General features: G+C 38.7%; 24 protein-coding genes. 16 read left to right on the plus strand and 8 right to left on the minus strand.

From position 1 onward, the window contains the following. Positions 1-64 precede the first annotated feature (64 nt). On the plus strand, positions 65-208 hold the full coding sequence (locus tag H9L23_RS00895; RefSeq protein WP_187593178.1) for a hypothetical protein: 144 nt from the start codon (positions 65-67) through the stop codon (positions 206-208). A gap of 16 nt (positions 209-224) precedes the next feature. On the opposite strand, the gene H9L23_RS00900 is transcribed toward H9L23_RS00895, so the two are convergent. Beyond that, positions 225-956 (minus strand): LytR/AlgR family response regulator transcription factor, encoded by a 732-nt coding sequence (locus tag H9L23_RS00900; RefSeq protein ID WP_187593179.1) that lies wholly within the window; start codon positions 954-956, stop codon positions 225-227. 59 nt (positions 957-1,015) lie between these two features. Further along, a complete protein-coding gene (locus H9L23_RS00905) occupies positions 1,016-1,396 on the minus strand; it encodes a helix-turn-helix domain-containing protein (protein ID WP_187593180.1) in 381 nt (126 codons plus the stop codon). A 641-nt stretch (positions 1,397-2,037) separates the two neighbouring features. On the opposite strand from H9L23_RS00905, the gene H9L23_RS00910 reads away from it, so the two are divergent. The 4 genes from H9L23_RS00910 to H9L23_RS00925 are packed head-to-tail and all read left to right on the plus strand — an operon-like array spanning position 2,038 to position 8,036. After that, entirely contained in the window at positions 2,038-3,468 is a 1,431-nt protein-coding gene (locus tag H9L23_RS00910; protein WP_187593181.1) for a TlpA family protein disulfide reductase, read from the plus strand. A gap of 4 nt (positions 3,469-3,472) precedes the next feature. Then, positions 3,473-6,079: a SusC/RagA family TonB-linked outer membrane protein gene (locus H9L23_RS00915; protein ID WP_187593182.1), complete on the plus strand. Its 2,607-nt coding sequence runs from the start codon at positions 3,473-3,475 to the stop codon at positions 6,077-6,079. Between the two features lie 5 nt (positions 6,080-6,084). Further along, positions 6,085-6,633, plus strand: coding sequence for a hypothetical protein (locus tag H9L23_RS00920; RefSeq protein WP_187593183.1), 549 nt, complete (start codon positions 6,085-6,087; stop codon positions 6,631-6,633). An 11-nt stretch (positions 6,634-6,644) separates the two neighbouring features. Continuing rightward, positions 6,645-8,036, plus strand: a complete 1,392-nt coding sequence (locus H9L23_RS00925; RefSeq protein WP_187593184.1) for a RagB/SusD family nutrient uptake outer membrane protein — start codon at positions 6,645-6,647, stop codon at positions 8,034-8,036. A gap of 90 nt (positions 8,037-8,126) precedes the next feature. Here H9L23_RS00925 and H9L23_RS00930 read toward each other — a convergent pair whose 3' ends face one another. The 5 genes from H9L23_RS00930 to H9L23_RS00945 form a co-directional block, all read right to left on the minus strand. Beyond that, the gene (locus tag H9L23_RS00930; RefSeq protein WP_187593185.1) at positions 8,127-8,420 is read right to left on the minus strand and encodes a hypothetical protein; all 294 of its coding nucleotides are present in this window, start codon (positions 8,418-8,420) and stop codon (positions 8,127-8,129) included. A gap of 134 nt (positions 8,421-8,554) precedes the next feature. Next, positions 8,555-9,124 carry a MauE/DoxX family redox-associated membrane protein gene (locus H9L23_RS26995; RefSeq protein WP_394355229.1) on the minus strand — a complete coding sequence of 190 codons (570 nt, stop codon included), beginning with the start codon at positions 9,122-9,124 and terminating at the stop codon, positions 8,555-8,557. 50 nt (positions 9,125-9,174) lie between these two features. Beyond that, complete coding sequence (locus H9L23_RS00935; RefSeq protein WP_187593187.1) at positions 9,175-9,744, minus strand: Crp/Fnr family transcriptional regulator; 570 nt, start codon at positions 9,742-9,744, stop codon at positions 9,175-9,177. A gap of 89 nt (positions 9,745-9,833) precedes the next feature. After that, positions 9,834-10,283 carry a Crp/Fnr family transcriptional regulator gene (locus H9L23_RS00940; RefSeq protein WP_187593188.1) on the minus strand — a complete coding sequence of 150 codons (450 nt, stop codon included), beginning with the start codon at positions 10,281-10,283 and terminating at the stop codon, positions 9,834-9,836. A 112-nt stretch (positions 10,284-10,395) separates the two neighbouring features. After that, positions 10,396-11,535 (minus strand): hypothetical protein, encoded by a 1,140-nt coding sequence (locus tag H9L23_RS00945; protein ID WP_187593190.1) that lies wholly within the window; start codon positions 11,533-11,535, stop codon positions 10,396-10,398. A gap of 296 nt (positions 11,536-11,831) precedes the next feature. Here H9L23_RS00945 and H9L23_RS00950 point away from each other — a divergent pair, with 296 nt between their 5' ends. Together H9L23_RS00950 and H9L23_RS00955 are read left to right on the plus strand one after the other, a co-directional pair. Next, entirely contained in the window at positions 11,832-12,674 is an 843-nt protein-coding gene (locus H9L23_RS00950; RefSeq protein WP_187593192.1) for an RteC domain-containing protein, read from the plus strand. Between the two features lie 567 nt (positions 12,675-13,241). After that, positions 13,242-14,213 (plus strand): toprim domain-containing protein, encoded by a 972-nt coding sequence (locus H9L23_RS00955; RefSeq protein WP_187593193.1) that lies wholly within the window; start codon positions 13,242-13,244, stop codon positions 14,211-14,213. A 131-nt stretch (positions 14,214-14,344) separates the two neighbouring features. Here the strand turns inward: H9L23_RS00955 and H9L23_RS27000 are convergent, their stop codons facing one another. Further along, positions 14,345-14,551 carry a DUF6965 family protein gene (locus tag H9L23_RS27000; protein WP_394355230.1) on the minus strand — a complete coding sequence of 69 codons (207 nt, stop codon included), beginning with the start codon at positions 14,549-14,551 and terminating at the stop codon, positions 14,345-14,347. A 258-nt stretch (positions 14,552-14,809) separates the two neighbouring features. Here H9L23_RS27000 and H9L23_RS00960 point away from each other — a divergent pair, with 258 nt between their 5' ends. The 9 genes from H9L23_RS00960 to H9L23_RS01000 are packed head-to-tail and all read left to right on the plus strand — an operon-like array spanning position 14,810 to position 21,134. Continuing rightward, positions 14,810-15,217, plus strand: a complete 408-nt coding sequence (locus H9L23_RS00960; RefSeq protein ID WP_187593195.1) for a plasmid mobilization protein — start codon at positions 14,810-14,812, stop codon at positions 15,215-15,217. A gap of 3 nt (positions 15,218-15,220) precedes the next feature. Beyond that, a complete protein-coding gene (locus H9L23_RS00965; protein ID WP_187593196.1) occupies positions 15,221-16,411 on the plus strand; it encodes a relaxase/mobilization nuclease domain-containing protein in 1,191 nt (396 codons plus the stop codon). Between the two features lie 12 nt (positions 16,412-16,423). After that, positions 16,424-17,059: a ParA family protein gene (locus H9L23_RS00970; RefSeq protein ID WP_187593198.1), complete on the plus strand. Its 636-nt coding sequence runs from the start codon at positions 16,424-16,426 to the stop codon at positions 17,057-17,059. Continuing rightward, entirely contained in the window at positions 17,056-17,436 is a 381-nt protein-coding gene (locus tag H9L23_RS00975) for a hypothetical protein (protein ID WP_187593200.1), read from the plus strand. Before H9L23_RS00970 ends, H9L23_RS00975 begins: the two co-directional genes overlap by 4 nt. Then, positions 17,423-17,755 (plus strand): hypothetical protein, encoded by a 333-nt coding sequence (locus H9L23_RS00980; RefSeq protein ID WP_145859798.1) that lies wholly within the window; start codon positions 17,423-17,425, stop codon positions 17,753-17,755. Before H9L23_RS00975 ends, H9L23_RS00980 begins: the two co-directional genes overlap by 14 nt. 5 nt (positions 17,756-17,760) lie before the next feature. Continuing rightward, the gene (locus H9L23_RS00985; RefSeq protein ID WP_187593201.1) at positions 17,761-18,072 is read left to right on the plus strand and encodes a DUF4134 family protein; all 312 of its coding nucleotides are present in this window, start codon (positions 17,761-17,763) and stop codon (positions 18,070-18,072) included. A gap of 33 nt (positions 18,073-18,105) precedes the next feature. Next, positions 18,106-18,417, plus strand: coding sequence for a DUF4134 domain-containing protein (locus H9L23_RS00990; protein ID WP_187593203.1), 312 nt, complete (start codon positions 18,106-18,108; stop codon positions 18,415-18,417). A gap of 1 nt (position 18,418) precedes the next feature. Next, on the plus strand, positions 18,419-18,715 hold the full coding sequence (locus tag H9L23_RS00995; protein WP_187593205.1) for a DUF4133 domain-containing protein: 297 nt from the start codon (positions 18,419-18,421) through the stop codon (positions 18,713-18,715). Next, positions 18,696-21,134, plus strand: a complete 2,439-nt coding sequence (locus tag H9L23_RS01000; RefSeq protein WP_187593207.1) for a TraG family conjugative transposon ATPase — start codon at positions 18,696-18,698, stop codon at positions 21,132-21,134. Before H9L23_RS00995 ends, H9L23_RS01000 begins: the two co-directional genes overlap by 20 nt. Positions 21,135-21,136: the final 2 nt, after the last annotated feature.

Raw genomic sequence — 21,136 nt, forward strand, 5'->3', positions numbered from 1 at the left:
ATATTATCACGGTGTAATAACTTTTTTTACCATATCTAATAGGGCTAGTTTCAAAATAAAAAACATGAAACACATCCCTCAAAAACTGATTAAAAAAACAGCATTTGTTTTTAAATCGCAGAAAAACCAGAGGTTGTCATCAACCGATCCAACCAATTCCAGTATTACGGTTATTGCAACAGAAACTTTCGTTGCATTGAAAAAGTAGACTGAAGGCAATAAGATTACCGGCCGGATCTTAAGGTTTTTCGTTCTAAAAATTCATTAAAGCTATCTTTATAACTATTGCCCATTGGAACAATATATGCGCCCATTTTTAGCGTATTTCCAATGACTTTCTCCACTTTCTCTGCATTGACAAAAAATGATCGATGTACCCTATAAAAAAGTGTTCCCCAGAAATCTTTTTCTACCTCCTTCATTGTCAGATAAACCATGTATTTAGTTTCTTCTGTGACGATATTGATATAATTCTTTTCGCTTTCAAAAAACAGAATTTTGGATTTTTTAATTTTCAGCCGCTGCCCCCTGTCGCCAATACTTACGAAGAAAAATTTCCTTCCTGATTGTTTAGATTTTTCTATTTTTTTTGTTTCAGATTCAAGGATGTCCCAGACAGTTTTTATGAACTTGGGTTTAGATATGGGCTTGACTAAATAACGGGATGCATCCACCTCAAAAGCTTCTACTGCATATTTGGTAAATGCCGTAGTAAATACTATAAACCTAGCTCTATTTACCAGTTTTTTTGCAAGTTCAATACCAGTAATATCAGGCATGTCTATATCTAAAAAGATAAAGTCGATCTTATCCTTTATGCTAATTTCAGATAGGGCTACCAGAGGATCTACATAGGTCTTGACTAAAGTAAGATTTGGATTTGTTTCTATATAATCTGATAAGATAGAAATAGAATGTTTTTCATCGTCGATAACGACGCAACGTAATTGTTCCATATGTCAAAGTTTAAATTGTTCAGTCCTCATTGACCTCTCAATTACTTTGCATTTTCAAATTAACGTTGTGATTCTTCTTTTGGTTCGATTTTTATTACCTCAGTTGTTTTCTTCTGGGAGATGGAACCGTCTTTGTTAATTTTGTTCGTCCTTTTTAGAGTTAACCTGACCATATCATATTGCGGTTGCTCTAAAGGGAGGATATCTTGAATCGTGCAATTGAGAGCGCTAGCTAACAAGTGAATGTGTCTTATGCTGTATTTGGCTCGTTCGGTATATGTCTCAACTTTTGAAACAAATCCATCAGCTAATTTCATCTTTTGTGTTAATTGAAGTTGAGTCATTTTATTAGCTATCCTTAAAGCTTTAACTCTTTCAATTAATAGGAAATCTAAGTGTGAGATTTCAACAAAAAATAACTCGTCATCTGTGGCTACCATTTACATCCGCAAGTGACTGATTTTGATGATTTAAGTCAACTCCACTTGTGGATTTGGTTAATGTTTTGTATCTTAGCCTTAAGAAAATTAACGATATAGAAAAACGATAAAAAATCATACATCCATTAATTGGATTGAGTAATTACTGAAAGAACTTGTGGTGAAAAGTAGGACGTTCGAACACGAGAGGTAGGTAAAACTCAATTCCTATGCTATCTTTGTATAGCATACGGATTTGGGTCGCCTGCTTTATTTGAGTTCGGCCGCTGCAAAGCGGTGGTGGTCCTACACCTTCACTTCAAATAAAGCGTAAAGGCGGCCCTTTTCCGTTTTACTTTCGGTTAACACAGATTAACCATGAAAGCAATTGAAATTAACATTCCTTTTTATTTCAGCATTACATGCTTATTTCTGGGCTATTTTATAGACCCTCGGATATCTGTTTTCTTTATTCTCGGATGGTCATTCATCATTCTAAATAGCCTGGTAATCTGTTCTCCTGAATAGGATGCCAGGCTAAGGCAGGTAACCCTAATGGTTAATGATAAAAAATAGGTTCTTTAATAATGCACCTGCCTTAGTTTCTTCAATATTTGAGTTTCCTCATTTAATTTCTTAATCAACTAACTAAACCAATCACAATGAAAAAAACGATATTTTTTATCGATAGGGCATTGCCATGCCTTTTTTTATGGGTAAAGAAACCAACTTACCTAGGAACTGAAGAGCTTATTAACAGACCAAAACAAATACTTACCTTTCTGTTTTGCATACTTGTATTGGTATCCAATGCTCAACAAACCGCTAAAAAGTTATCTGTAGGAGATAAGATACCTGCAGATTTCTGGACGAAAAAACATGAGATATATTCTCAGGGAAAAACCGAGCAGGAAGATCTATCAAAATTCAAAGGAAGACTTGTCATTCTAGATTTTTGGGCGACATGGTGCGCCCCTTGCGTGGCAATGATGCCGAATATGGAAAACTTACAGCAAGAATTTGACTCACGGATTCAAATTGTACCTGTGACATATCAGGATGAACAGACTATCACATCATGGCTTCCCTTACAAGAAAAAAGAATAGGCATGAAATTCAGATTGCCAAAACTTGTAAACGACAAAGATCTCTCATCAATGTTCCCATATAAATCGATTCCCCATTATGTTTGGATAGACCGCGACGGAACCGTAAAGGCAATTACCAGCTATGAGGATGTAACCTCTAAAAATATTGACGCGATATTAAACGACCTCGGGCAGAAGATGGAAAACAAAAACGACGTAATGTTGAATTTTGACCGGGATAAGCCACTATTAATCGACGGAAATGGTGGTAAGAGTGAACACCTGATATACCATAGCCTCTTAACCTCATATATTCCTGGTATCCACCCAGGGTTGAACAGGAAATGGGATTATCCTTATGGAACAAAAGTACTATTAAGGAATTTATCCATCCCTCAACTATTTGCGGCCTCTTATCCTTCTTTTGGTCTAAAAAATACAATATACAATTTATCTGACTCCAACTTGTACATCATGCCAAAAGGTTTGCAGGCATATAGATGGCTAGAAAAATATGCCTATTGCTACGAAACAGTAATTCCAAATGAGCTGGGCGCAAATTATGAGGAAGCCATACGAAAGGATTTACATCAAATGTTTCCCAATTACTATACGGAAATAAAAAAAAAGCGGATCAAGTGCTTGGCCCTTGTTAAAACCATTAAAAAAAATAATCTGCTGAAAAGTAAAGGTGGTGAAAGTATCCAGGGATTCAATCCCTTTGGTTTCAAACTGCAAAATAGCACACTTGACTTCCTAATAATGAATTTGGATTTCAAGTATATGCAAAATGAGCCTAAGATTATTGATAGGACAGGAATTACATATCCAATCGACTTAGATATACAGGCTGATTTGAAGGATGTCACTTCGCTTAATGCCGCGCTAAAGACTTTTGGGTTAGCGCTTGAAGAGCGGTATGAAAGGATAGATGTTCTTGTCATTTATGACAGGAACGGGGGAGCTGATAGATTAAGGGATTTACAACGGGACGAGAAAAAATAATAACATGATGAAATTTTTAACTTTAGTGATTGCAGGTATTTTCTATCTGAACAATGTTAGCGCTCAAGCCTCTTTCAGTGGTAAGGTAACCACCGAAGATGGAAAGGCCCTGGCAGGGGCGTTAGTCCGAATAAATGAAGAGAAAATTATTGTTCAAACAGATCTTCAAGGGATGTTCATTTTGAGCTTACCAAATGGAAAGCATAAGGCAGAGATAAGTTTTACTGGATATAACGTCAGGTCAGTTGAACTGATTGTTCCATCAGTTAAGGTTATCGAGTTTTCTTTAACGGAAAAGAACAGCCAACTTGATGATGTTACAGTAGTGAGTACTGGTTATCAGACAATTCCAAAAGAGAGGGCGACAGGATCTTTTGTTCAATTGAATAAGAAAATGTTAGAACGCAGTGTATCTACCAATATTATAAGTAGAATCCAAGACGTTACTTCTGGCTTGCTTGCCAATAAAAATGCAAGCTCGAACAGTACCCTCAGTATAAGGGGTAAAAGTACTTTGTTTGGAAATGCCTCACCGCTTGTTATCCTAGATAATTTTCCGTTTGAGGGAGATTTGAATACTATAAATCCGAATGATGTGGAGAGCATTACAATTTTGAAGGATGCATCAGCAGCTTCTATATGGGGAGCTAGAGCCGGAAATGGTGTAATTGTCATCAATAGTAAAAAGGGCTTCAAAAATTCAGCACCACAGATATCCCTAAGCAGTTCAGTGCAAATAGGCGAGAAACCGGATGCGTTTTATGGTAAATCTATGTCCGCAGCAGATTTCATTGAAATTGAGAAAAATCTTTTTTCCTCGGGTTTTTATAAAAATGCAGAAACATCTATATCTCAGATCTCTTTAACTCCGGTAATCGAACTTCTTGTCGCAAAACGAGATGGTAAAATCACATCAGCCGATGCGGATAGTCAGATCGAGGCGCTAAAATCCTATGACGTCAGAAATGATATTGAGAAGTATGTTTATAGGACGAGTATCAGCCAACAATACCAATTAAGTATAAATGGAGGTAGCGAAAATCACTTGTATTACCTCTCAGCTGGATATGATAAAAATAAGGCCAATCAAATTAATAATAGTGACCAAAGAATAACACTAAATGCAAATCAAACAAACTCGTTTTTCAAAAATCGACTGGAAATTGTCTCTGGCATTAGCTTTTTGCAGGGAAATGTTTCTAACAATAACCAGGGAATTATAACGAGCTATCCCTACGCAAGACTTGTCGATGAAAATGGAATTTCCCAGGTTATAAATAGAGGCTATAGAAATTCTTTTATGGAGGCTATGGAGGCCAAGGGGTTTGTGAACTGGCGCTACAATCCTATTGATGATATTGGACAAAACTCATTCAGCACAATAAATTCAGAGTTTCGTGTTAACACCATGGCCAATTACAAAATCGCGGATTTTTTATCTGTATCTCTGCAATACCAGTTTGCGAAAAGTACTTCAGAGCAGAATAACCTACAGGGGGAAAACTCTTACTACACACGTAACCTTGTTAACTCATTTACCTCTGTAAATGCAAATGGTACGCTAACCAGGCCGATTCCCATTGGTGGTATTCTTGATAATAACCTTAGTTCGGGTATAAGTAACAATTTTAGAAGCCAGGTTAATTTTGATAAGACTTTTTTATTAAAGCATGCAGTTTCTGCGATTGCAGGTGCTGAGGTGAAACAGCTCCGTACAAACAGTAGGAGAAATGTTACCTATGGGTACAATGAAGAGTACGTAAAAGGATCGCCTGTAGATTACTTTTCCATCTTTCCACAATCCTACGATCCAACTAGCTATGCTGGGATCCCGTATTCAGATAATCTAGCAAGGTTGACAGACAGATATCTCTCGTACTTTGTTAATGCCTCCTATACTTTTAAAAACAGATATATCTTTTCCGCAAGTTCAAGGCTTGATCAAAGTAATCTGTTTGGTGTCGACGCAAATCAAAAAGGTGTTCCGCTATACTCTACTGGGCTAGGCTGGAACATTAGCGACGAGGAGTTTTATAAAGTCTCCTTTTTGCCCTATCTCAAGTTACGGCTGACCTATGGTCATAGCGGAAATGTCTTCAAAAATCTATCCGCTTACACCACTGCGACTTATTCAACTGGAACAGCTTCTCCTACAAAACTTCCATTTGCCCAAATCGAAAATCCGCCTAACCCAACTCTACGATGGGAAAAGGTTAAAATGTTGAACTCAGGTGTCGACTTCGGATTTGTAGGAGGAAGAGTTAGTGGTAGTATTGAGTATTATTCTAAACGGGCATCGGATCTTTTGGGAACGACACCGATAGCCTCATCATCTGGAATAACAGTTTTCAGTGGCAACTCCGCAAACACCAAAGGATATGGTGTAGACATTATCTTGAATACGATTAACGTTAAAAGTAAAATGAGATGGAATACAAATCTCCTTTTTAGTGTGGCTGAAGATAGAGTGACCAGTTATCCCTTAGGCACCCTCAATTCTGCCTATCTGAGTGGAGGAATACTTCCAGTTGAGGGAAAGCCAATCAATTCAATATCCAGCTATGCATGGGGGGACTTGATCCCAAGACAGGAGATCCTATCGGGTACTTGAACGGAATGGCAACAAAGGATTACGCCAAGATTATTGCCTCATCAACCCTTAATGATTTAATTTATAATGGTCCTGCAAGGCCTCCTGTATACGGTTCGATAATTAACACCTTTGCTTACGGTGCATGGTCGGCATCAGTTAATATAACCTACAGATTTGGCTATTATTTTTATAGGAACTCAATACAATATGGTACTGCAAGCGGACTCGGTGGACACAGCGATTATTCTCTCAGATGGCAAAAACCTGGCGATGAGATAGGCACTTCAGTTCCAAGTGTTCCTATAGTAGGAAATGCTGCTAGAGATGAATTTTACAAATATTCGAATGTACTGGTAGAATCCGGTGATCATATTAGGCTTCAGGACATAAATGTTTCTTATGAATTGCCATTAAAAAAAATGGCACCAAATCCTATAAAGAGATTGCAAGTTTACGGTTATGTAAGCAATCTAGGGATTATCTGGCAGAAGAGTAAATCCAAAATTGATCCTGATTATCAGTTAACAAAAGCGCCAATGATGGTTGCCTTTGGTTTTAGAACGGACCTTTAATATTTAAAATTATGAAAAATTCAACTAAACAAATATACAAGGCCTTTATATTTGCCAATTTAGTTTTACCAGTTTTCTTTCTGGCATCATGTGAAAAAAAATTTCTGGAGGAAAAACCAAATAATGCTCTTGTTATTCCTCAAACAATATCCGAACTTCAGGCCCTATTGGATAATTATCGTTTTTTTGTTCAAAATGTCGGGCCGTCTTTGAACCAGGCTGCATCTGATGATTTTACAATATCCGATGTAGGTTTAAAATCGCTGCAAAGTTATGAGCGGGATTCATATTTATGGAGTAAGGATTTGCTAATGTTTTCTCTTGAATGGGAATATCCATATCGTCAAATTCTTTATACGAATGTTGTACTTGAAGGCCTCCAGAAAATTGTTCCCTCGGACAAAGAGAAAGATAGTTATACTAGCTTGAAGGGAATGGCACTTTTTCTTAGAGCGCAGGCCCTTTATAACCTTTCGCAAACTTTCTGTGAAGTCTACACACCTTCAAATGCTCAAAGTTCACCGGGTGTACCAATACCTCTGAGCGCTGATGTTACAAAAAGGTATGAACGGGGGCCTCTCGGACAAACATATAGTCAGATACTTGAAGATCTTGAGCTATCCTCGACACTCCTGCCACAAACCACAACGTATCTCACCCGGCCATCCAAGGCCGCGGCGAGTGCATTGAAAGCTAGGGTATTTCTTTCAATGCAGAAATATGGGGATGCACTAAGGGAAGCGGATAATGCACTCAGCGCAAATAGCAACCTTATTGATTTCAATACTTTAAGCACGACCTCTACACGCTCATTCCCACTTGCGCTAACTTCAGGAAACAAAGAAATTATCTATTACTCTTCCCTGATTTTAAATGTATTCACTACCTCTACCCAAAATAGTGTTAATTCTACTCTCTTTGCGATGTATGATGTCAATGATTTGAGGAAAGCTATTTTTTTCAATAATAGAGGGAACGGGATTTATACCTTTAAAGGTTCGTACTCTGGGGACAGCTATCTTTTTTCTGGGTCAGCAACAAATGAAATGTTTTTGATACGAGCTGAGTGTAGGTCTAGATTAGGAGATCTTGCTGGTGCAACTGCCGATCTTAATACACTTTTAGTAAAGCGATACAAAACAGGCACATATATTCCCGTTACATCTATATCTGCTGATGAGGTGCTTGAAACAATCTTAAGAGAAAGAAGAAAGGAACTTTTGGCACGAGGGCTAAGATGGGGAGACTTGAGGAGGCTAAACCTTGATTCGAGATTTTCAAAATCCATTCAAAAAACGGCCGAGGGAGTAACTTACATCCTACCAGCCGGAGACCCAAGATATGTTTTCCCAATTCCGTTGAGTGAATTGGCTTACCATAATATTGCTCAAAACCCTAGATAAAATTAACAGGGCCCTCATTGGGCCCTGTTAATTCATTGGCCAGTGGTTCGTTATGACCAAATTTGGGAAATTGTTTCCAATCGAAATTGATTATTGATACAATCCGTTGTCTACATTCGTGGCAATAGCACCATTGGATACTGGGCTACCGACAGGTTGCTTGTCGAAATCAGCTGAACAAATCGTAGACGCCGGTAAACATTCGATTTCAAGTGAAGAACTAGGCTCGGTAGTATGCCAATCCTGAGCGTTCGGGCCAGTTCCATCATTATCGTAATAATAATAACGGGTCAATCTTTCGTGTGAACTTCCTGTTGACACAAATGCAGTTGTTGCAGCCATTACGATGGCCAAAACAAATAAATGAATGCTTTTAATACGCATAATTATGCACGCTTTTTACTATCAAAAAACGAGAAAAAGTTTAGTTTAAGATTTATTTTTTATCGCCTAATCTTTGGGTTTTCGGCATTAGACTTACACTATGCAAAACCTAATTTCCCCTCGTTAAATATTTTTTATACCTCCTTTTTTAAATTTTTTATATCGATTAATGTATAATAAGTTCCAATTAGAGACAATAAAAGAAATGTAACGTTAAACCAAAAGTGAGCAGTCCAACTTAGATTTTTAAGTATTCCCCCACAGCTACAGGGTACCTTTTCGAAAAATCCCAATAATACAAGGGAAATATATCCCGTAAAGACCGTCATTAGAAAAGATGAAAATACCATTCCCCAAAATTGCGTTTTCCGCCAAATCAGCAACATGGAGTTACAAATTTCCGCGACGGGCAGGAACCACAACATAGTGTCCATCAATCTCCTGTTAAGATGCTGTTTGTACAATTGCCTTTGAAAGGAATCTAAATCAGTCAATTTTGAGATCGCCGTATACACCCATAACATTATGAGCATAGCAGAGATTACACTTATTAACAGAGTGTTTTTACTCTTGTCTTTTTTTAAATGAATATCTTCCATTTTTTTACACTTTCTTACAACTATTGATTGTCGATTAAAGTTCGAAACAATAGAAGTATGAATCGCTACCCGAATTCGGTGATTTTTGCTCTTTTTGCACCCCATAGTAGGTGTAATAATGCTATTGTTATTTGTGTATTTATATGATTGTCAATTCATTGCTTTCTGTATTTGCGTTTAATCTTAAAGAGGTATTTTGATTCTATAGCAAGTAACGAGGCCAGTATTTTATGGATGGGAAGGTTGATTAGCTCTGGATGTAGATTTCGGAAATGCAGAAATCTTGTTTCTGCATGCCTGATCCTTAGCATTTGCTCTCTCTGCTTTACATTCTGTATATTTTCCTCGTATATTTCTAGAAGTATTAGTGAAAATTTGGGATTTACTTTTGCATGCTCATTCCATTGGATAAGATTTAAAGCGTAACCTGAACTATCTTTTAGAAAATTTATATACTCAATTGATTGGCTAAACGAAAAAAATGAAGTTGTGGGTAATATGAATCCATGCTCTAGTATCCACGATGTGTTTTCCTGCCCCTCATGTATAAAGTAACCTCGGGCTAAACCATCTTCTATAAAATAAAGTTCCGGATAGGAGTGGTCGGGTGTGCTAAGTAGTAGACCCTTGTTAAAAAACTTGGGAACAAACATTTCGGCAATCTGACTTACAAGATTTACGTTGGCATTTTGAAGGCTTTGAAGTTTTTCGATGAGTCGTTTCATTTGATTAATGATTTTTAGTGAACCTTTTGTGGGTGCGATAAAATGATAATTAATAAGTTTTAGCGGAAGTGATACTTTTTTTGAACCGGCTACTCGATTTTATTAATTTTAAACAGGGTTGCAAATAGTCTGTTGAAATGAAATGATGTGAAGTTTAGGTCAAGCAAGTACGCATCGAAGAACAATTTCATCAGATTGGCGAAGTGCTTTTCGCTTATTGCGATTATAGAAGAATCTTCCAAAAATTCTACATAAAGCTCATACCTTGATCCAGGGATTATTTTAGCAAAGTGATACAAAAAATCGTTTGTGCGGTTAGTACCAATAATAATCTCCTCATCCGTGTCTTTATCAATAGCAATTATGTGCAGTGTCCCTTTTTCAATTAGGGGAAAAAACAGATTCTTCTCCCTTGATATAAATAGCGCTTGACCTTTTAAATAAGGTATTTTTTGTGCGATAGTAGCAATGTATGTTTTGAGACCTGCTGAGAGGGGATTGAAAGCACTTAGTTTCAATGTGTAATCTTCACCGTTCATAATCTTTTTGGGATAAAGAACGGTGATTTTAATGTTTTGTCAAGTTGCAGAATTTTTAGCCGAGTGCAACCCCCACTGCATATATCAATACACCAGTTTTCCTCTATTAGCCTTAATATCGCTCCTGGGCCAGTGCCAACATTTCGCTTAGTTTTGCTATAACTTTTTTGATATCTTCACTCGCATGATTATAATGCGCGTTTCTTGCGCTCTTTTCTGAGATTGATTCGCGTTCTACAGTGCTAAAATGTCGAGCTATATACTGGTGCGCAAATTTTGCCCTTTGCCATATAATTATTCCAGTTTCCATCTGCAGATGGACAAAAAATGCCAATTGTTTTACTGAGAATGATACCTTATAGTTGGCATTCATAATTCCGGCTTCCTCAACTTCATGATTGACAAACTCCATCGCTCTAAGTAAAAGCAGTTCTTCCCTCAAGAATCTCTTGATTGCCCTTTTAACATCAGGGCCATTCTCAAATTGAAGCTTATGATCCTGAATGAATAAGACGCGCATTTCTTTTCGAAAAAGGCAAACTGATGAGATCTGCTCGCCTAATGTTGTTTTGTTTTCGATCTCCTTTGATATTAAGAGTTTTGCATGATTGTACAATTGGCTATGATTTATACCGTTTTCTAGAAAGATTTTTACCAATCCAAATTCATCGGTAGAATTGGTTTCAATAATTTTTCTATGTATTTCTCTAAAGCTACTCTTCCAAAATTCCAGATCCCTAAAACTAACTATTTGCCCCACGTCTAATATAGCGCTGGTCAATTCCAATACTTCTTTGGTGAAACACCGGTGCTGAAGCTCGTCCACAATTAGACTCAGCAGCTCTTTTATTCCGGAGTCCTCTGAATAAATAATTCTTTTGGGCACTTTACCTTTGTGATCGAAAATTCCGGGAAAAATTTCTCTCATCCAGTTTATAAGACTTTCCATTTTGTCCAACAGAATTTCCAGTGAGCTCATTATCATTTTTTTATTCGTTTTGGATCCCTGTCCCGAAATTTCATTACTAACCTTATCCATCAATAGGGTTAGATTCTGCTGGTGAAAATTAAAATATACCTTAACTTTTTCCTTATTGTTTAGGTCAATAGCGATATCCTTAAAAAATCTGATCAGTCTGGTATATTCTCTTTCGAGGTTTTTCTTCGATTCTACGGTGTAGTTTTTTGCAAAGCTGGTCTTGGTCTGTAAGCTCTGAAAATGCTCCTCAAAAAAAGTAAATTGATAATTCATATGTGATTTTTACCTACAATTTAGGTTCAATAATATTGCGGTTAAAGGTTTTTACACCGGGGCCTATTGGAGTTACACCAATAGGCTTTTAACAAGGACGAAGATATTTTCAGGCCTTAATTTCAAGAAAGAAATAGTAATCGGATTCTTTGTAAATACTATTTTTCCAGGGGGTTGAGGATTTGTGCAACCGATGGGCAACTTGATTCTATGCCTGCAATAATTCAATTTGCAGCAACGCAGGCTGAATTTTAGCTGCCTAAAATAAACCTATTTTTCATCTAAATCCTTTGTGTATGTTAATCCCCCAATCCGAACAGCTGTACCTGGAAATGACCTCTAAGCTTCATGCTGGAAAAAATGAACTTATAAGTGATCTGCTTAGGTTATCCTCCTCCCTTGAAATGATAGAAAGCAGCACAATCCGTTTAAATTCCCTGGCAAACCGATTAGGTTTTTCCTCGGAAGCAGAAGAGATATTTTTCTTTAAACAGATCAAGCCCAAGTTTTACAGTTGGAAAATTTTTATTGTAGAACAGTTCAATATTGTCTCGAATATTCCAGTAGATACAGACGAGGCAATCCGAAATTATTACATAAGGGAAATAGATTTCGTAAGAAGATATTTTGAACAAAATCAATTTCTTTACCAATATTATCTCAATGACCAGAGCGCACTAGATGAAGAATACTTTTTAAGGCGCAATAGGCAGAACATACTTCCCGCAGTGAATTTTGGTGAATTCGAGACAAAGGGAGATTATACCTTTGCTAAATTCCGTGCGTATGAACATTTGCGGGAATTTATATTGACACGCATCAAACTGGTATACAGCGACCCAGAATCCTCAATATTTCAATTGTTGTCAAAAAACTCAAACCTGAGATGGACAGACGATAAAGTGAAGCTTGTAGAACTTGCCTATGGCATATATTTTATGGGGTCATTGAATAATGGAAAAGCAGATATATCCCAGGTCGTTGATATTCTTGAAAAGAGCTTAAATGTAGATTTGGGTGTCGCATACCGCAAGTTCATTGATATTTCTAGAAGGAAAAGCAAGGGATATACTGTTTATTTAGACAGTATGAGAAATGCCATAAACGATCATATTGCCAGAAAACTTAAGTTTAATTGATAATCAACCAAATTGCCAATTTCAGCTTGTATAATTTTTCTTATATCGCAGGATATCCTCAAAATAATCCAAATTAAAAAAAATACACACCTAAATAAAAGTGTTATAGTTTTTGTAAATAAAATGGTAGTGATTTAATGAGAATTTTTTTCTTTTGGTAAAAATGGACTTGTAATCAACTAACTGGTTGGATGTGAAATTTATAACAAATCTGATCTCTATGAAATAACTTCCAGGCCAAGGTAAAAATAGCCTCAAAAAAATCTTTCGCACTAATTTCATAGTGTCAATAACACGTCTTGCACATACTGAATTTTGAGCCAACAAAAGAGTTGGTCTTTGACATTTAGGAATGAAACATTACCCTTTAAATTGAAGGGAATTTTGCGAAGCTTTGAGATGACGTCAAAAAGGTGAAAGCGCATTGGCAGACAATAAGTCCGGTTTGTAGAAATCGACGCGAGTAGTTCCGAACTTACATATATAGAGGCCCTTCTTTTTGGGTTCTATCTTAAAGGGGCGATAAGCCCCTTTTTTGTTTTCTGAAACTTCTAAAACTAAATCGTTATGTCAGCTTTTTTAAACGTTAATGAGATCAAGGAGAAAGTATCGCTCCTCGATCTTTTGAAGAACCTTGGGTTCAGCCCCCAGAAAGTATCAGGGGGAGAGTATTTTTTTCTAAGTATGTTGCGTGAAGAATATACGGCCTCACTTTGTGTAAATGATAATCTGGGAGTCTGGTTTGACCATGGCGGCGCAGGAGTATCGGGAATAAAAAGTGGAAGCATAATCGATTTTGGCCTTGCATATTGGTATCCCTCAAGCTTTCCTGAGGTTCTTAAGAAAATCGTAGAGTATGCAAAAATAAACCTCGAGAAAACCGCGGATGTGCCTGTTGATAACTCCCGAAGGACCTCGTCCGTCAAAGTTCCAAGATATGAAGTAGAAGCAGTAAATGAGGCAATCGGCAACGATGTCATCAGCTCTTATCTTAAAGGCAGGGGAGTGCAAAGCATTGCAGGTGGTTATTTGTATGAACTTTATTACTCGGTCATGGATAGTAGCAATCATCGCAGGAATTACTTTGCTTCAGCCTGGCCAAATGAGAATGGTGGCTGGGAGGTACGGAACAAATATTTTAAGGGTTGCCTGGGGCATAAGGGGATGAGTTTTTTGCAGGGGTCTGTTGACCGCCTAGGTGTTTTTGAAGGTTACTTTGATTTTTTGAGCTGGAAAGTCGAACATCCGAATGATCCCGCTTCCATATTGGTATTAAATTCCCTTTCCTTTCTACAGGCTGCCAAAGCCAGAGCAAAACAATTTGGTTCCATTGAACTTTACTTTGACCATGATAAGGCCGGAATTTCAGCTACTCAAGAATTTATTGTTGATATTAATGGCAGTATAGACTGTTCGTTCAAATATGCAGGGTTTAAGGATTATAATGAAAAGCTTGTGGCTGATATAAGGAAAATTGAAAAATCTATTGTTAAGCCTATGCCTTTTAGTGTAGAGAGTGGTTTTGGTATAACACGTTGATATATGAATATATAAGTATGTAAATATTGAGCTATTTAGATATAATTATATCTGTATATGCTTAAATATCAATATGCCTCTATCGGTATATGTGGATATTCTTATATAGAAATATGTGGATATATGTTTAGCTAGTTAGACTCAATGATAAGTTTCATCATTTTTAGTCTTACTAATAGTGGCTTATTGATTTTACTTTCCGGATTAGCCCTAAGTGGCCCTAAGTGGCTCTCTAGAAATAAATCGAAGTCCGTTACTTTTGTTGCCTCATTTAAAAACACAGGCATTTCCGGTCTCTGGCAATTCTTGAAAAACTCTTCTAATTCCTGCAGCTCCATCTGGCAAAGATAGCTTTAGGCTTTCTGTTTTGCCGGAATACTTTTTAACAAAATCCTAATAAACCAAGCTTAAGTTTTTTGGTTTTTCTCCTTTCGTTGTTGTAGGTGTATTTTGGTTTTTTAGCCTGCAAGTTGTGTTTTTGTTGCTCAAAAACCCTATAACTTGCCCGCTTTTTTTACGCCTTGGGGCGTAGCGGGATGGAAAAAACGTCGCAACTAGTTTTTTCTTCTTTGGAGGATGTCCCTTAATTGTTGAATATGACCAAGAAAAAGAATGGGAGGCCTTTAAAATTAGATGGTAAAAGAACCAGGTTCATTAAGGCCAGATTTACCGAGGAAGAATATTCTTTACTCCGAAACCTTTGGCTTTCCCTTGGACTGAAAGAAAGTGATTTCTTGCGGCAAAGGCTTTTAATCTCCTCTGCGGTTTCAAATAAAATCAATGCTGTTGAAGTTTTAAAACACCTGAACCAGATCGGTGCGGAGATCGGTAGGTCAGGAAACAACATTAACCAGCTTGCCCGGCATGCGAACTTTTTAAATAAACGAGGAATGCTCTCTGCTGAAATTGTACTTCAGTTCAACACGATTTTTACTGATTACATTTCAATATTTAGAGGAATGGAGAGAGCAACCAGGGAATTACTCAGGTTATTAAAGGCTTAGTTTATGATTGTAAAAATTCTTTGGAAGTCAAAGACTTTTAGGGCAGTTAGGTACAATACCAATAAAGTTGAAAAAAATAAGGGAGAACTGGTAAAGGTATCCGGTTTTGGGGCGCTGCAAGGGTTATCTGAGATCAGGCCTGGAGATTATATAAACTACCTCTCATCCCTAGCGAGCAGAAACCGCAGGGTTGTATATCCGCAATTTCATGCAATGATATCTCCAAAGGGCAGAAGCTTGGACAGGGGGGAACTAGTTACACTGGCCGAAGGTTGGCTAGAGGGGATGGGTTATGGGAAACAGCCTTACCTTCTCATTTTTCACAAGGACACGCAGAATAATCACATCCATATGGTCTCTTCAAGAATAGACCTGGAAGGGAAAAAGATTTCGGACAGCTTTGAGAAGATCAGGGCTTATAGAGTGCTAAATAAACTTATCGGTAATGATGAGAAACAAGCTTCCGAAAAAGCTTTGACAAAGGCACTTCAATACAGCTTCTCTAATAGGGCGCAGTTTATGATGTTGCTTGAAAGGCAGGGATATGGATTGAAAGTTATGGAGGATACGCTTCATCTCTCAAAGTATGGTGAAAAAGTGGGTAGTGTTAGCTTAAATAGAATAGAACAAAAGATTGCCCGGTTTTCACCTGACCAGAAAAGAAAGGAACAGTTGAAACAGATTTTTGAAAAATATAGGCCAATTACCGATTCCAGAATCCAAGCGATCAGGGAAGATTTTCCAGGTGGCGAAAAGGGAAAAGTAATAGGCTATACCTCTGAGTTAAGCGAAAAACTATCTTCTTCATTCGGCCTTCAGTTTGTATTTCATTTTAAAGGTGACAAGCCGCCATATGGCTATACCATTTTAGACCATTCCACCAAGGAAGTTTTTAAAGGTGGCGATATTATGTCTCTGACTAAGTTTATGGAGACTTTACGCCAAACCGAAGAAGTAAAAACGTTAATACCCATTTCGGAGGGTATTTATGAAAATCAGTTTTCTCCAAAGGAAGAGATGCTCCTTGAAAATCCATCAGAGTCAATATTTCCTGCTGACCAGGGTGAAATGCATGATTGTATATCCATTGGCGAATTCTCTTTGGATATAGATATCTCTGATGATATTGATGATGAGCAGATCCTCGGACGGAACAGGCGCAGGCAAAAAAAAGCAAGAACCAATACACGTTAAATTTTTATGCTTATGGTAATATTAATTGGAAATCAGAAAGGGGGAGCCGGTAAAAGTACACTCTGCCTGTTACTGGCCTATTTCCTCTCCATGCTCAAAAAAAAGAAGGTTACCGTTCTGGATATGGACTACCAGGCTTCGATTTCAGGCAAGTTTGAAAAGGCAAAGATTCTGGAGAACGACCCCATCTACGAGGTTATTCCCTCTGATCTTAAGTACTTCCCGGCTCTGCTGGAACTGCTTAACCAAAACAGGGACGAGTTTGTGCTCATTGATCTTCCAGGTAAAATGGACGATGATCTATTGATTCCCATTATCAGTTCAGCGGAACTCATTATCTGCCCGTTTAATTATGATGAATTTTCTGTAGACAGTACAGTGCTCTTTTCGCTTGTCTGTCGGGAGATCAATAATTTATCTCCCATGGTGTATGTGCCAAATAGGATTAAAACAACCGTAAAGTATGAAACCAGGGAAGAGGTAGACAAGGTACTATCCAGATTTGGAAAGATTTCTCCCGGTATTTCTGATCGCATCGATTTTCAGCGGGTAGGAACCATCCATATCCCGGCCTCTTTAATTCCAGTTTTTATGCCGGCAATGGACTTTATCTATGGCAGCTTTATGAAGAAAGGTATATCAACATGAGCGAAATCAAGTCCCTTGCCGATCAATTGAAATCAAGGATCCAAGAAGAAAAGGGATTGCTGGAAAAATCCCAGGCCAGTCGTGGAGCTGAAAAGATTGGTGTAAAAAAAACTGAATCCAAAGAAACGGCCGTGAACGCCAAGGGTCTAGCTAGTTTTCTCTCATCCCTGCGGGACTTTAATATGGATGGGCAGGAGAAAATCCTTATCCGGATTGATAATCGTACAATGAGCAAGCTGAGGCAATTAAAGGCCGCATCCAATATCGATATGACGCGGGTCATTGTTTTTTCCCTCCACCAGTTTTTAAAAAGCCACCCCTGGCTAAATGAATATATTTCTCAAACCCTAAAAAAAATGACCCATGAGCTGGACTAATTTCTTGACCATAATCTTTATTGTATATCTGGTTTATTATTTACTGAACTTATTTTTTGATCTTTTTCTATCTCAAAGAGTTAGTGTAGATGAAACTCCGGAAGACGAGCTTTTCTTTGCACAAACATTTACCCCTGAGCTGATTACCCTGGAAGAGAAAGCAGAGGAGGCTGTTGCTACGGATTCAGAAAAAAAGGAGAAACCAGCCCCTTACTTGCCAACAGGTCCAATTAGCTCAAGTGGAGGCATTGGACTAAAACAGCTTTTTTCCCTTGCGAAAGACAACCTCATCGAACATACGCGGGCAATACCTTACTAAACTCCATGAGGTTTTTTTCATTCTTTTTAAGGGCGGCGTCAGTTGCTTTTTTTTTGCTCTTAACTTTTTCCGCTAATGCTCAGCCAGGAATCTCAGAGTTTTATTCCGCCTCGGCAGAGGTGAAAGGCTGGTATTTTTCGCTCTCGGATCTGGTACTGGTTATTGGCGCAATCGCAGGAATCCTAGGTGGGCTTAGGGTTTATGCCAATTGGCAGATGGGCAAGCACCACATCGATGCGCAGGTTATGGGATGGTTCTTTTCATGCCTCTTTTTATCTCTCATCGGTGTATTCCTCCGCGGTCTTTTCGGACTGTAAATACAATTTTATTCAATTTAAATCAATTTTTTTATGACAAGAAAAAGCAAAAGACTTTTGTCATTGGCCGCGCTATTGGGTTTAGTGCAGGCAGTTTTCGCCCAGACTGGGGGAGGAACAACAGGAATTAATGCGGCGACTTCCTCGCTGACCTCTTATGTAGATCCGGTTTCTACACTCACCCTTGCGATTGGTGCCGTGGTAGGTATTATCGGTGGGGTCCGTGTGTATATCAAATGGAACTCCGGAGATCAGGACATCAACAAAGAAATTATGGGCTGGGGCGGTTCCTGCCTTTTTCTGGTTCTGGTATCGGTAGTGATCAAGGCTTTCTTTGGCGTATAGCATGAGGATGTATCCAGTTTACAAGGGGCTTCAAAAGCCCCTTGTTTATCGCGGTTTCAAAGGGAAGTATATTGCTTATGGAATTTCTTCCTTAGGCCTTGGACTGGTCACCGGAGGCTTAGCCGGTGCGCTCCTCAATATGTATATAGGTGGCCTCTTAACCATTCTTTCAATAGCCGGTGGGCTCCTCTACACATATTCCAAGCAGGCATCCGGTCTTCATGATAAGACCAGATCCAGGGAGATATTCATTCATCGTATTTATTTAAGGCGAGGTTATGGGAAAACAGGAATTTAAACTGCCATATGCCGGAATAGAAGAGATTAGCGGACTTTCGGTTCTTTATGGTGAGTCAGGCGATTTTTCGGTAATTCTTTCTATTGAAAATCCGGTACTTATTTATTCCGCTGATCCGGCAGGCTACCAGGCCTACCATCTTTTGCTTCTTAATGTAATCAAGATATTAGGAGAAGGATACATCATTCAGAAACAGGATGTGTTTGCGAAAAAGACTTTTCAGCCAAAAGTGCAAAGTGAACCCCTTCAGCAAAAATATGATGAGCATTTTTCAGGGAGGGAATATATTGAGCACTCTAGTTATCTGGTTATAACCCGTCAGGTCAAACGAAGGGCAATGTACGTTTATGACAGGAAAGCCCTTTTTGATTTTGTATCCAATATTGCCAAGGTCTGTGAACTATTGAAAGGAGCATCGGTATTGCCAAAGTTATTATCTCGCGGTGAGATAGAACGCTATATTTCGCGGATGCTGGCCATGGATTTCTCCTCAGACCATTTTTCGCTCAATAACTTAAGGGCCGGGGATACTGAAATAGGTATTGGGGAAAAGGTGATCCGCTGCATGAGCCTGGTCAATATCGATTCCATTGATATGCCTGAATCCATTGGGCCATATTTAATGGCCAGCGACGGGAAAGGACTACAGGAGTTTCCGATGGACAACCTTTCCTTCCTGTCATCAGTTCCGGGTATTGAAAGTCTTGTTTATAACCAATTAATTGAAATTCCTTCACAGGGCATCACCCTGAACAAACTGCAGCTGAAGCGAAAGCGGCATTCCGGAGTTCCTGATCCAGCCAATCAGATGTGTGTGGAGGATATTGATAAGTTGCTCATCGATGTGGCAAGGGAAAACCAGTTGCTGGTCAATGCGCACTATTCTTTATTGGTCTGCTGCGAACTTCCACTTCTGGATACCAGCTGTAACTTTATTGAAGCTTCCCTATTTCAGCAGGGGATTATCCCCTCCAAGAATGCCTATAACCAGATGGAACTCTTTAGGAGTGCCTTGCCTGGAAATGCAGTGGAACTGAAAAAATACGACTGGTTCCTCACCACTTCGGATGCGGCCCTTTGCCTGTTCTACAAGGAACGGCTGATGCGGGATGAGCCCTCCAAGTTTCTCATGCGCTTTACCGATAGGAGAGGAATCCCTGTAGGCATAGATCCAGCTGATCTCCCTATGGAATCTGGCAGGATTACCAACCGTTCAAAATTTGTTCTGGGCAGCTCTGGTACGGGTAAATCCTTTTTTATGAACAGCCTGCTTGAACAGTATATGCTCTACAATTACGATATCGTGATCGTTGATGTAGGACATTCCTATTCCGGGCTATGCAATTATTTTGGAGGAAAGTATTACACCTATACCGAGGAGAATCCGATCACGATGAATCCCTTTCTTATTTCTGAAGCAGAATATAACATAGAAAAGAAGGATTTCCTCAAAACACTTATCGGACTTCTTTTAAAGGGTGCAGAGGGAAGCGTATCGCAGATTGAGGATACGGTTTTCTCAAATGTACTCTCGGCCTACTATTCAGACTTCTTTTTAGGAGAGGCTGATTATGCGCTGTGTTTTGATTCTTTCTACCATTATTCGATCGTTAAGATTTCGGAGATCAAGGAAAACGAGAAGATCAGTTTCGATCTTGATGAATACCGTTACGTACTTAAAAAATTCTGTCTTGGCGGAGAGTACGGTAGGCTGCTCAACGAAAGCGCTGATCTTTCAGATTTTACAGAGCGTTTTATTGTGTACGAAATAGATTCCATAAAGGAAAACCGTGTTCTTTTTCCAATAGTGACGCTGGTGATTATGGATCTGGTACTGCAGAAAATGAGGTACCGTACGGGCCAGCGAAAAGCGATGATTTTGGAAGAAGCGTGGAAGGCAATTGCCTCTCCGCTAATGGCGAACTACATTCTTTACCTCTATAAAACGATGAGGAAATTCTGGGGAGAGCCGATTGTGGTGACGCAAGAACTGAGCGATATTATCGGGAATGCTGTAATAAAGGATTCCATTCTTGCAAGTTCCGACACCATCTGCCTGCTCGATCAGTCCAAGTTTAGGGGAAATTATACAGAGGTAGCAAAGCTCTTAGCGCTCAATGAGGTGGAGCAGCGAAAGATATTTACCATCAATGCGCTTGAAAATAAGGCCGGCCGCGGGAAATTCAAGGAGGTTTACATTAAGCGCGGAAGTATAGGGGAGGTCTATGGTGTTGAAGTGTCGATTTTTCAGTATTTAACCTTCACAACCGAAAAACCCGAAAAGACTGCTGTTGAAACTTATGTCAAGCGTTACGGCTCTTATCCTCTGGGACTGGAACATTTCGTTGCCGATATGAAAATGAGCGCAATCTCTCTTCCCGAATTTGTCAAGAAAGTCAATTCATCCCTCACAAGTTAAAT

The sequence above is a fragment of the Pedobacter roseus genome (genome assembly GCF_014395225.1).
Classification (GTDB): domain Bacteria; phylum Bacteroidota; class Bacteroidia; order Sphingobacteriales; family Sphingobacteriaceae; genus Pedobacter; species Pedobacter roseus.

Bases quoted from the DNA above. Each gene is read 5' to 3' on its own strand.
- H9L23_RS00895 (WP_187593178.1), top strand. From the start codon at position 65: ATGAAACACATCCCTCAAAAACTGATTAAAAAAACAGCATTTGTTTTT.
- H9L23_RS00900 (WP_187593179.1), bottom strand. From the start codon at position 956: ATGGAACAATTACGTTGCGTCGTTATCGACGATGAAAAACATTCTATT.
- H9L23_RS00905 (WP_187593180.1), bottom strand. From the start codon at position 1,396: ATGGTAGCCACAGATGACGAGTTATTTTTTGTTGAAATCTCACACTTA.
- H9L23_RS00910 (WP_187593181.1), top strand. From the start codon at position 2,038: ATGAAAAAAACGATATTTTTTATCGATAGGGCATTGCCATGCCTTTTT.
- H9L23_RS00915 (WP_187593182.1), top strand. From the start codon at position 3,473: ATGATGAAATTTTTAACTTTAGTGATTGCAGGTATTTTCTATCTGAAC.
- H9L23_RS00920 (WP_187593183.1), top strand. From the start codon at position 6,085: ATGGCAACAAAGGATTACGCCAAGATTATTGCCTCATCAACCCTTAAT.
- H9L23_RS00925 (WP_187593184.1), top strand. From the start codon at position 6,645: ATGAAAAATTCAACTAAACAAATATACAAGGCCTTTATATTTGCCAAT.
- H9L23_RS00930 (WP_187593185.1), bottom strand. From the start codon at position 8,420: ATGCGTATTAAAAGCATTCATTTATTTGTTTTGGCCATCGTAATGGCT.
- H9L23_RS26995 (WP_394355229.1), bottom strand. From the start codon at position 9,124: ATGGGGTGCAAAAAGAGCAAAAATCACCGAATTCGGGTAGCGATTCAT.
- H9L23_RS00935 (WP_187593187.1), bottom strand. From the start codon at position 9,744: ATGAAACGACTCATCGAAAAACTTCAAAGCCTTCAAAATGCCAACGTA.
- H9L23_RS00940 (WP_187593188.1), bottom strand. From the start codon at position 10,283: ATGAACGGTGAAGATTACACATTGAAACTAAGTGCTTTCAATCCCCTC.
- H9L23_RS00945 (WP_187593190.1), bottom strand. From the start codon at position 11,535: ATGAATTATCAATTTACTTTTTTTGAGGAGCATTTTCAGAGCTTACAG.
- H9L23_RS00950 (WP_187593192.1), top strand. From the start codon at position 11,832: ATGTTAATCCCCCAATCCGAACAGCTGTACCTGGAAATGACCTCTAAG.
- H9L23_RS00955 (WP_187593193.1), top strand. From the start codon at position 13,242: ATGTCAGCTTTTTTAAACGTTAATGAGATCAAGGAGAAAGTATCGCTC.
- H9L23_RS27000 (WP_394355230.1), bottom strand. From the start codon at position 14,551: ATGGAGCTGCAGGAATTAGAAGAGTTTTTCAAGAATTGCCAGAGACCG.
- H9L23_RS00960 (WP_187593195.1), top strand. From the start codon at position 14,810: ATGACCAAGAAAAAGAATGGGAGGCCTTTAAAATTAGATGGTAAAAGA.
- H9L23_RS00965 (WP_187593196.1), top strand. From the start codon at position 15,221: ATGATTGTAAAAATTCTTTGGAAGTCAAAGACTTTTAGGGCAGTTAGG.
- H9L23_RS00970 (WP_187593198.1), top strand. From the start codon at position 16,424: ATGGTAATATTAATTGGAAATCAGAAAGGGGGAGCCGGTAAAAGTACA.
- H9L23_RS00975 (WP_187593200.1), top strand. From the start codon at position 17,056: ATGAGCGAAATCAAGTCCCTTGCCGATCAATTGAAATCAAGGATCCAA.
- H9L23_RS00980 (WP_145859798.1), top strand. From the start codon at position 17,423: ATGAGCTGGACTAATTTCTTGACCATAATCTTTATTGTATATCTGGTT.
- H9L23_RS00985 (WP_187593201.1), top strand. From the start codon at position 17,761: ATGAGGTTTTTTTCATTCTTTTTAAGGGCGGCGTCAGTTGCTTTTTTT.
- H9L23_RS00990 (WP_187593203.1), top strand. From the start codon at position 18,106: ATGACAAGAAAAAGCAAAAGACTTTTGTCATTGGCCGCGCTATTGGGT.
- H9L23_RS00995 (WP_187593205.1), top strand. From the start codon at position 18,419: ATGAGGATGTATCCAGTTTACAAGGGGCTTCAAAAGCCCCTTGTTTAT.
- H9L23_RS01000 (WP_187593207.1), top strand. From the start codon at position 18,696: ATGGGAAAACAGGAATTTAAACTGCCATATGCCGGAATAGAAGAGATT.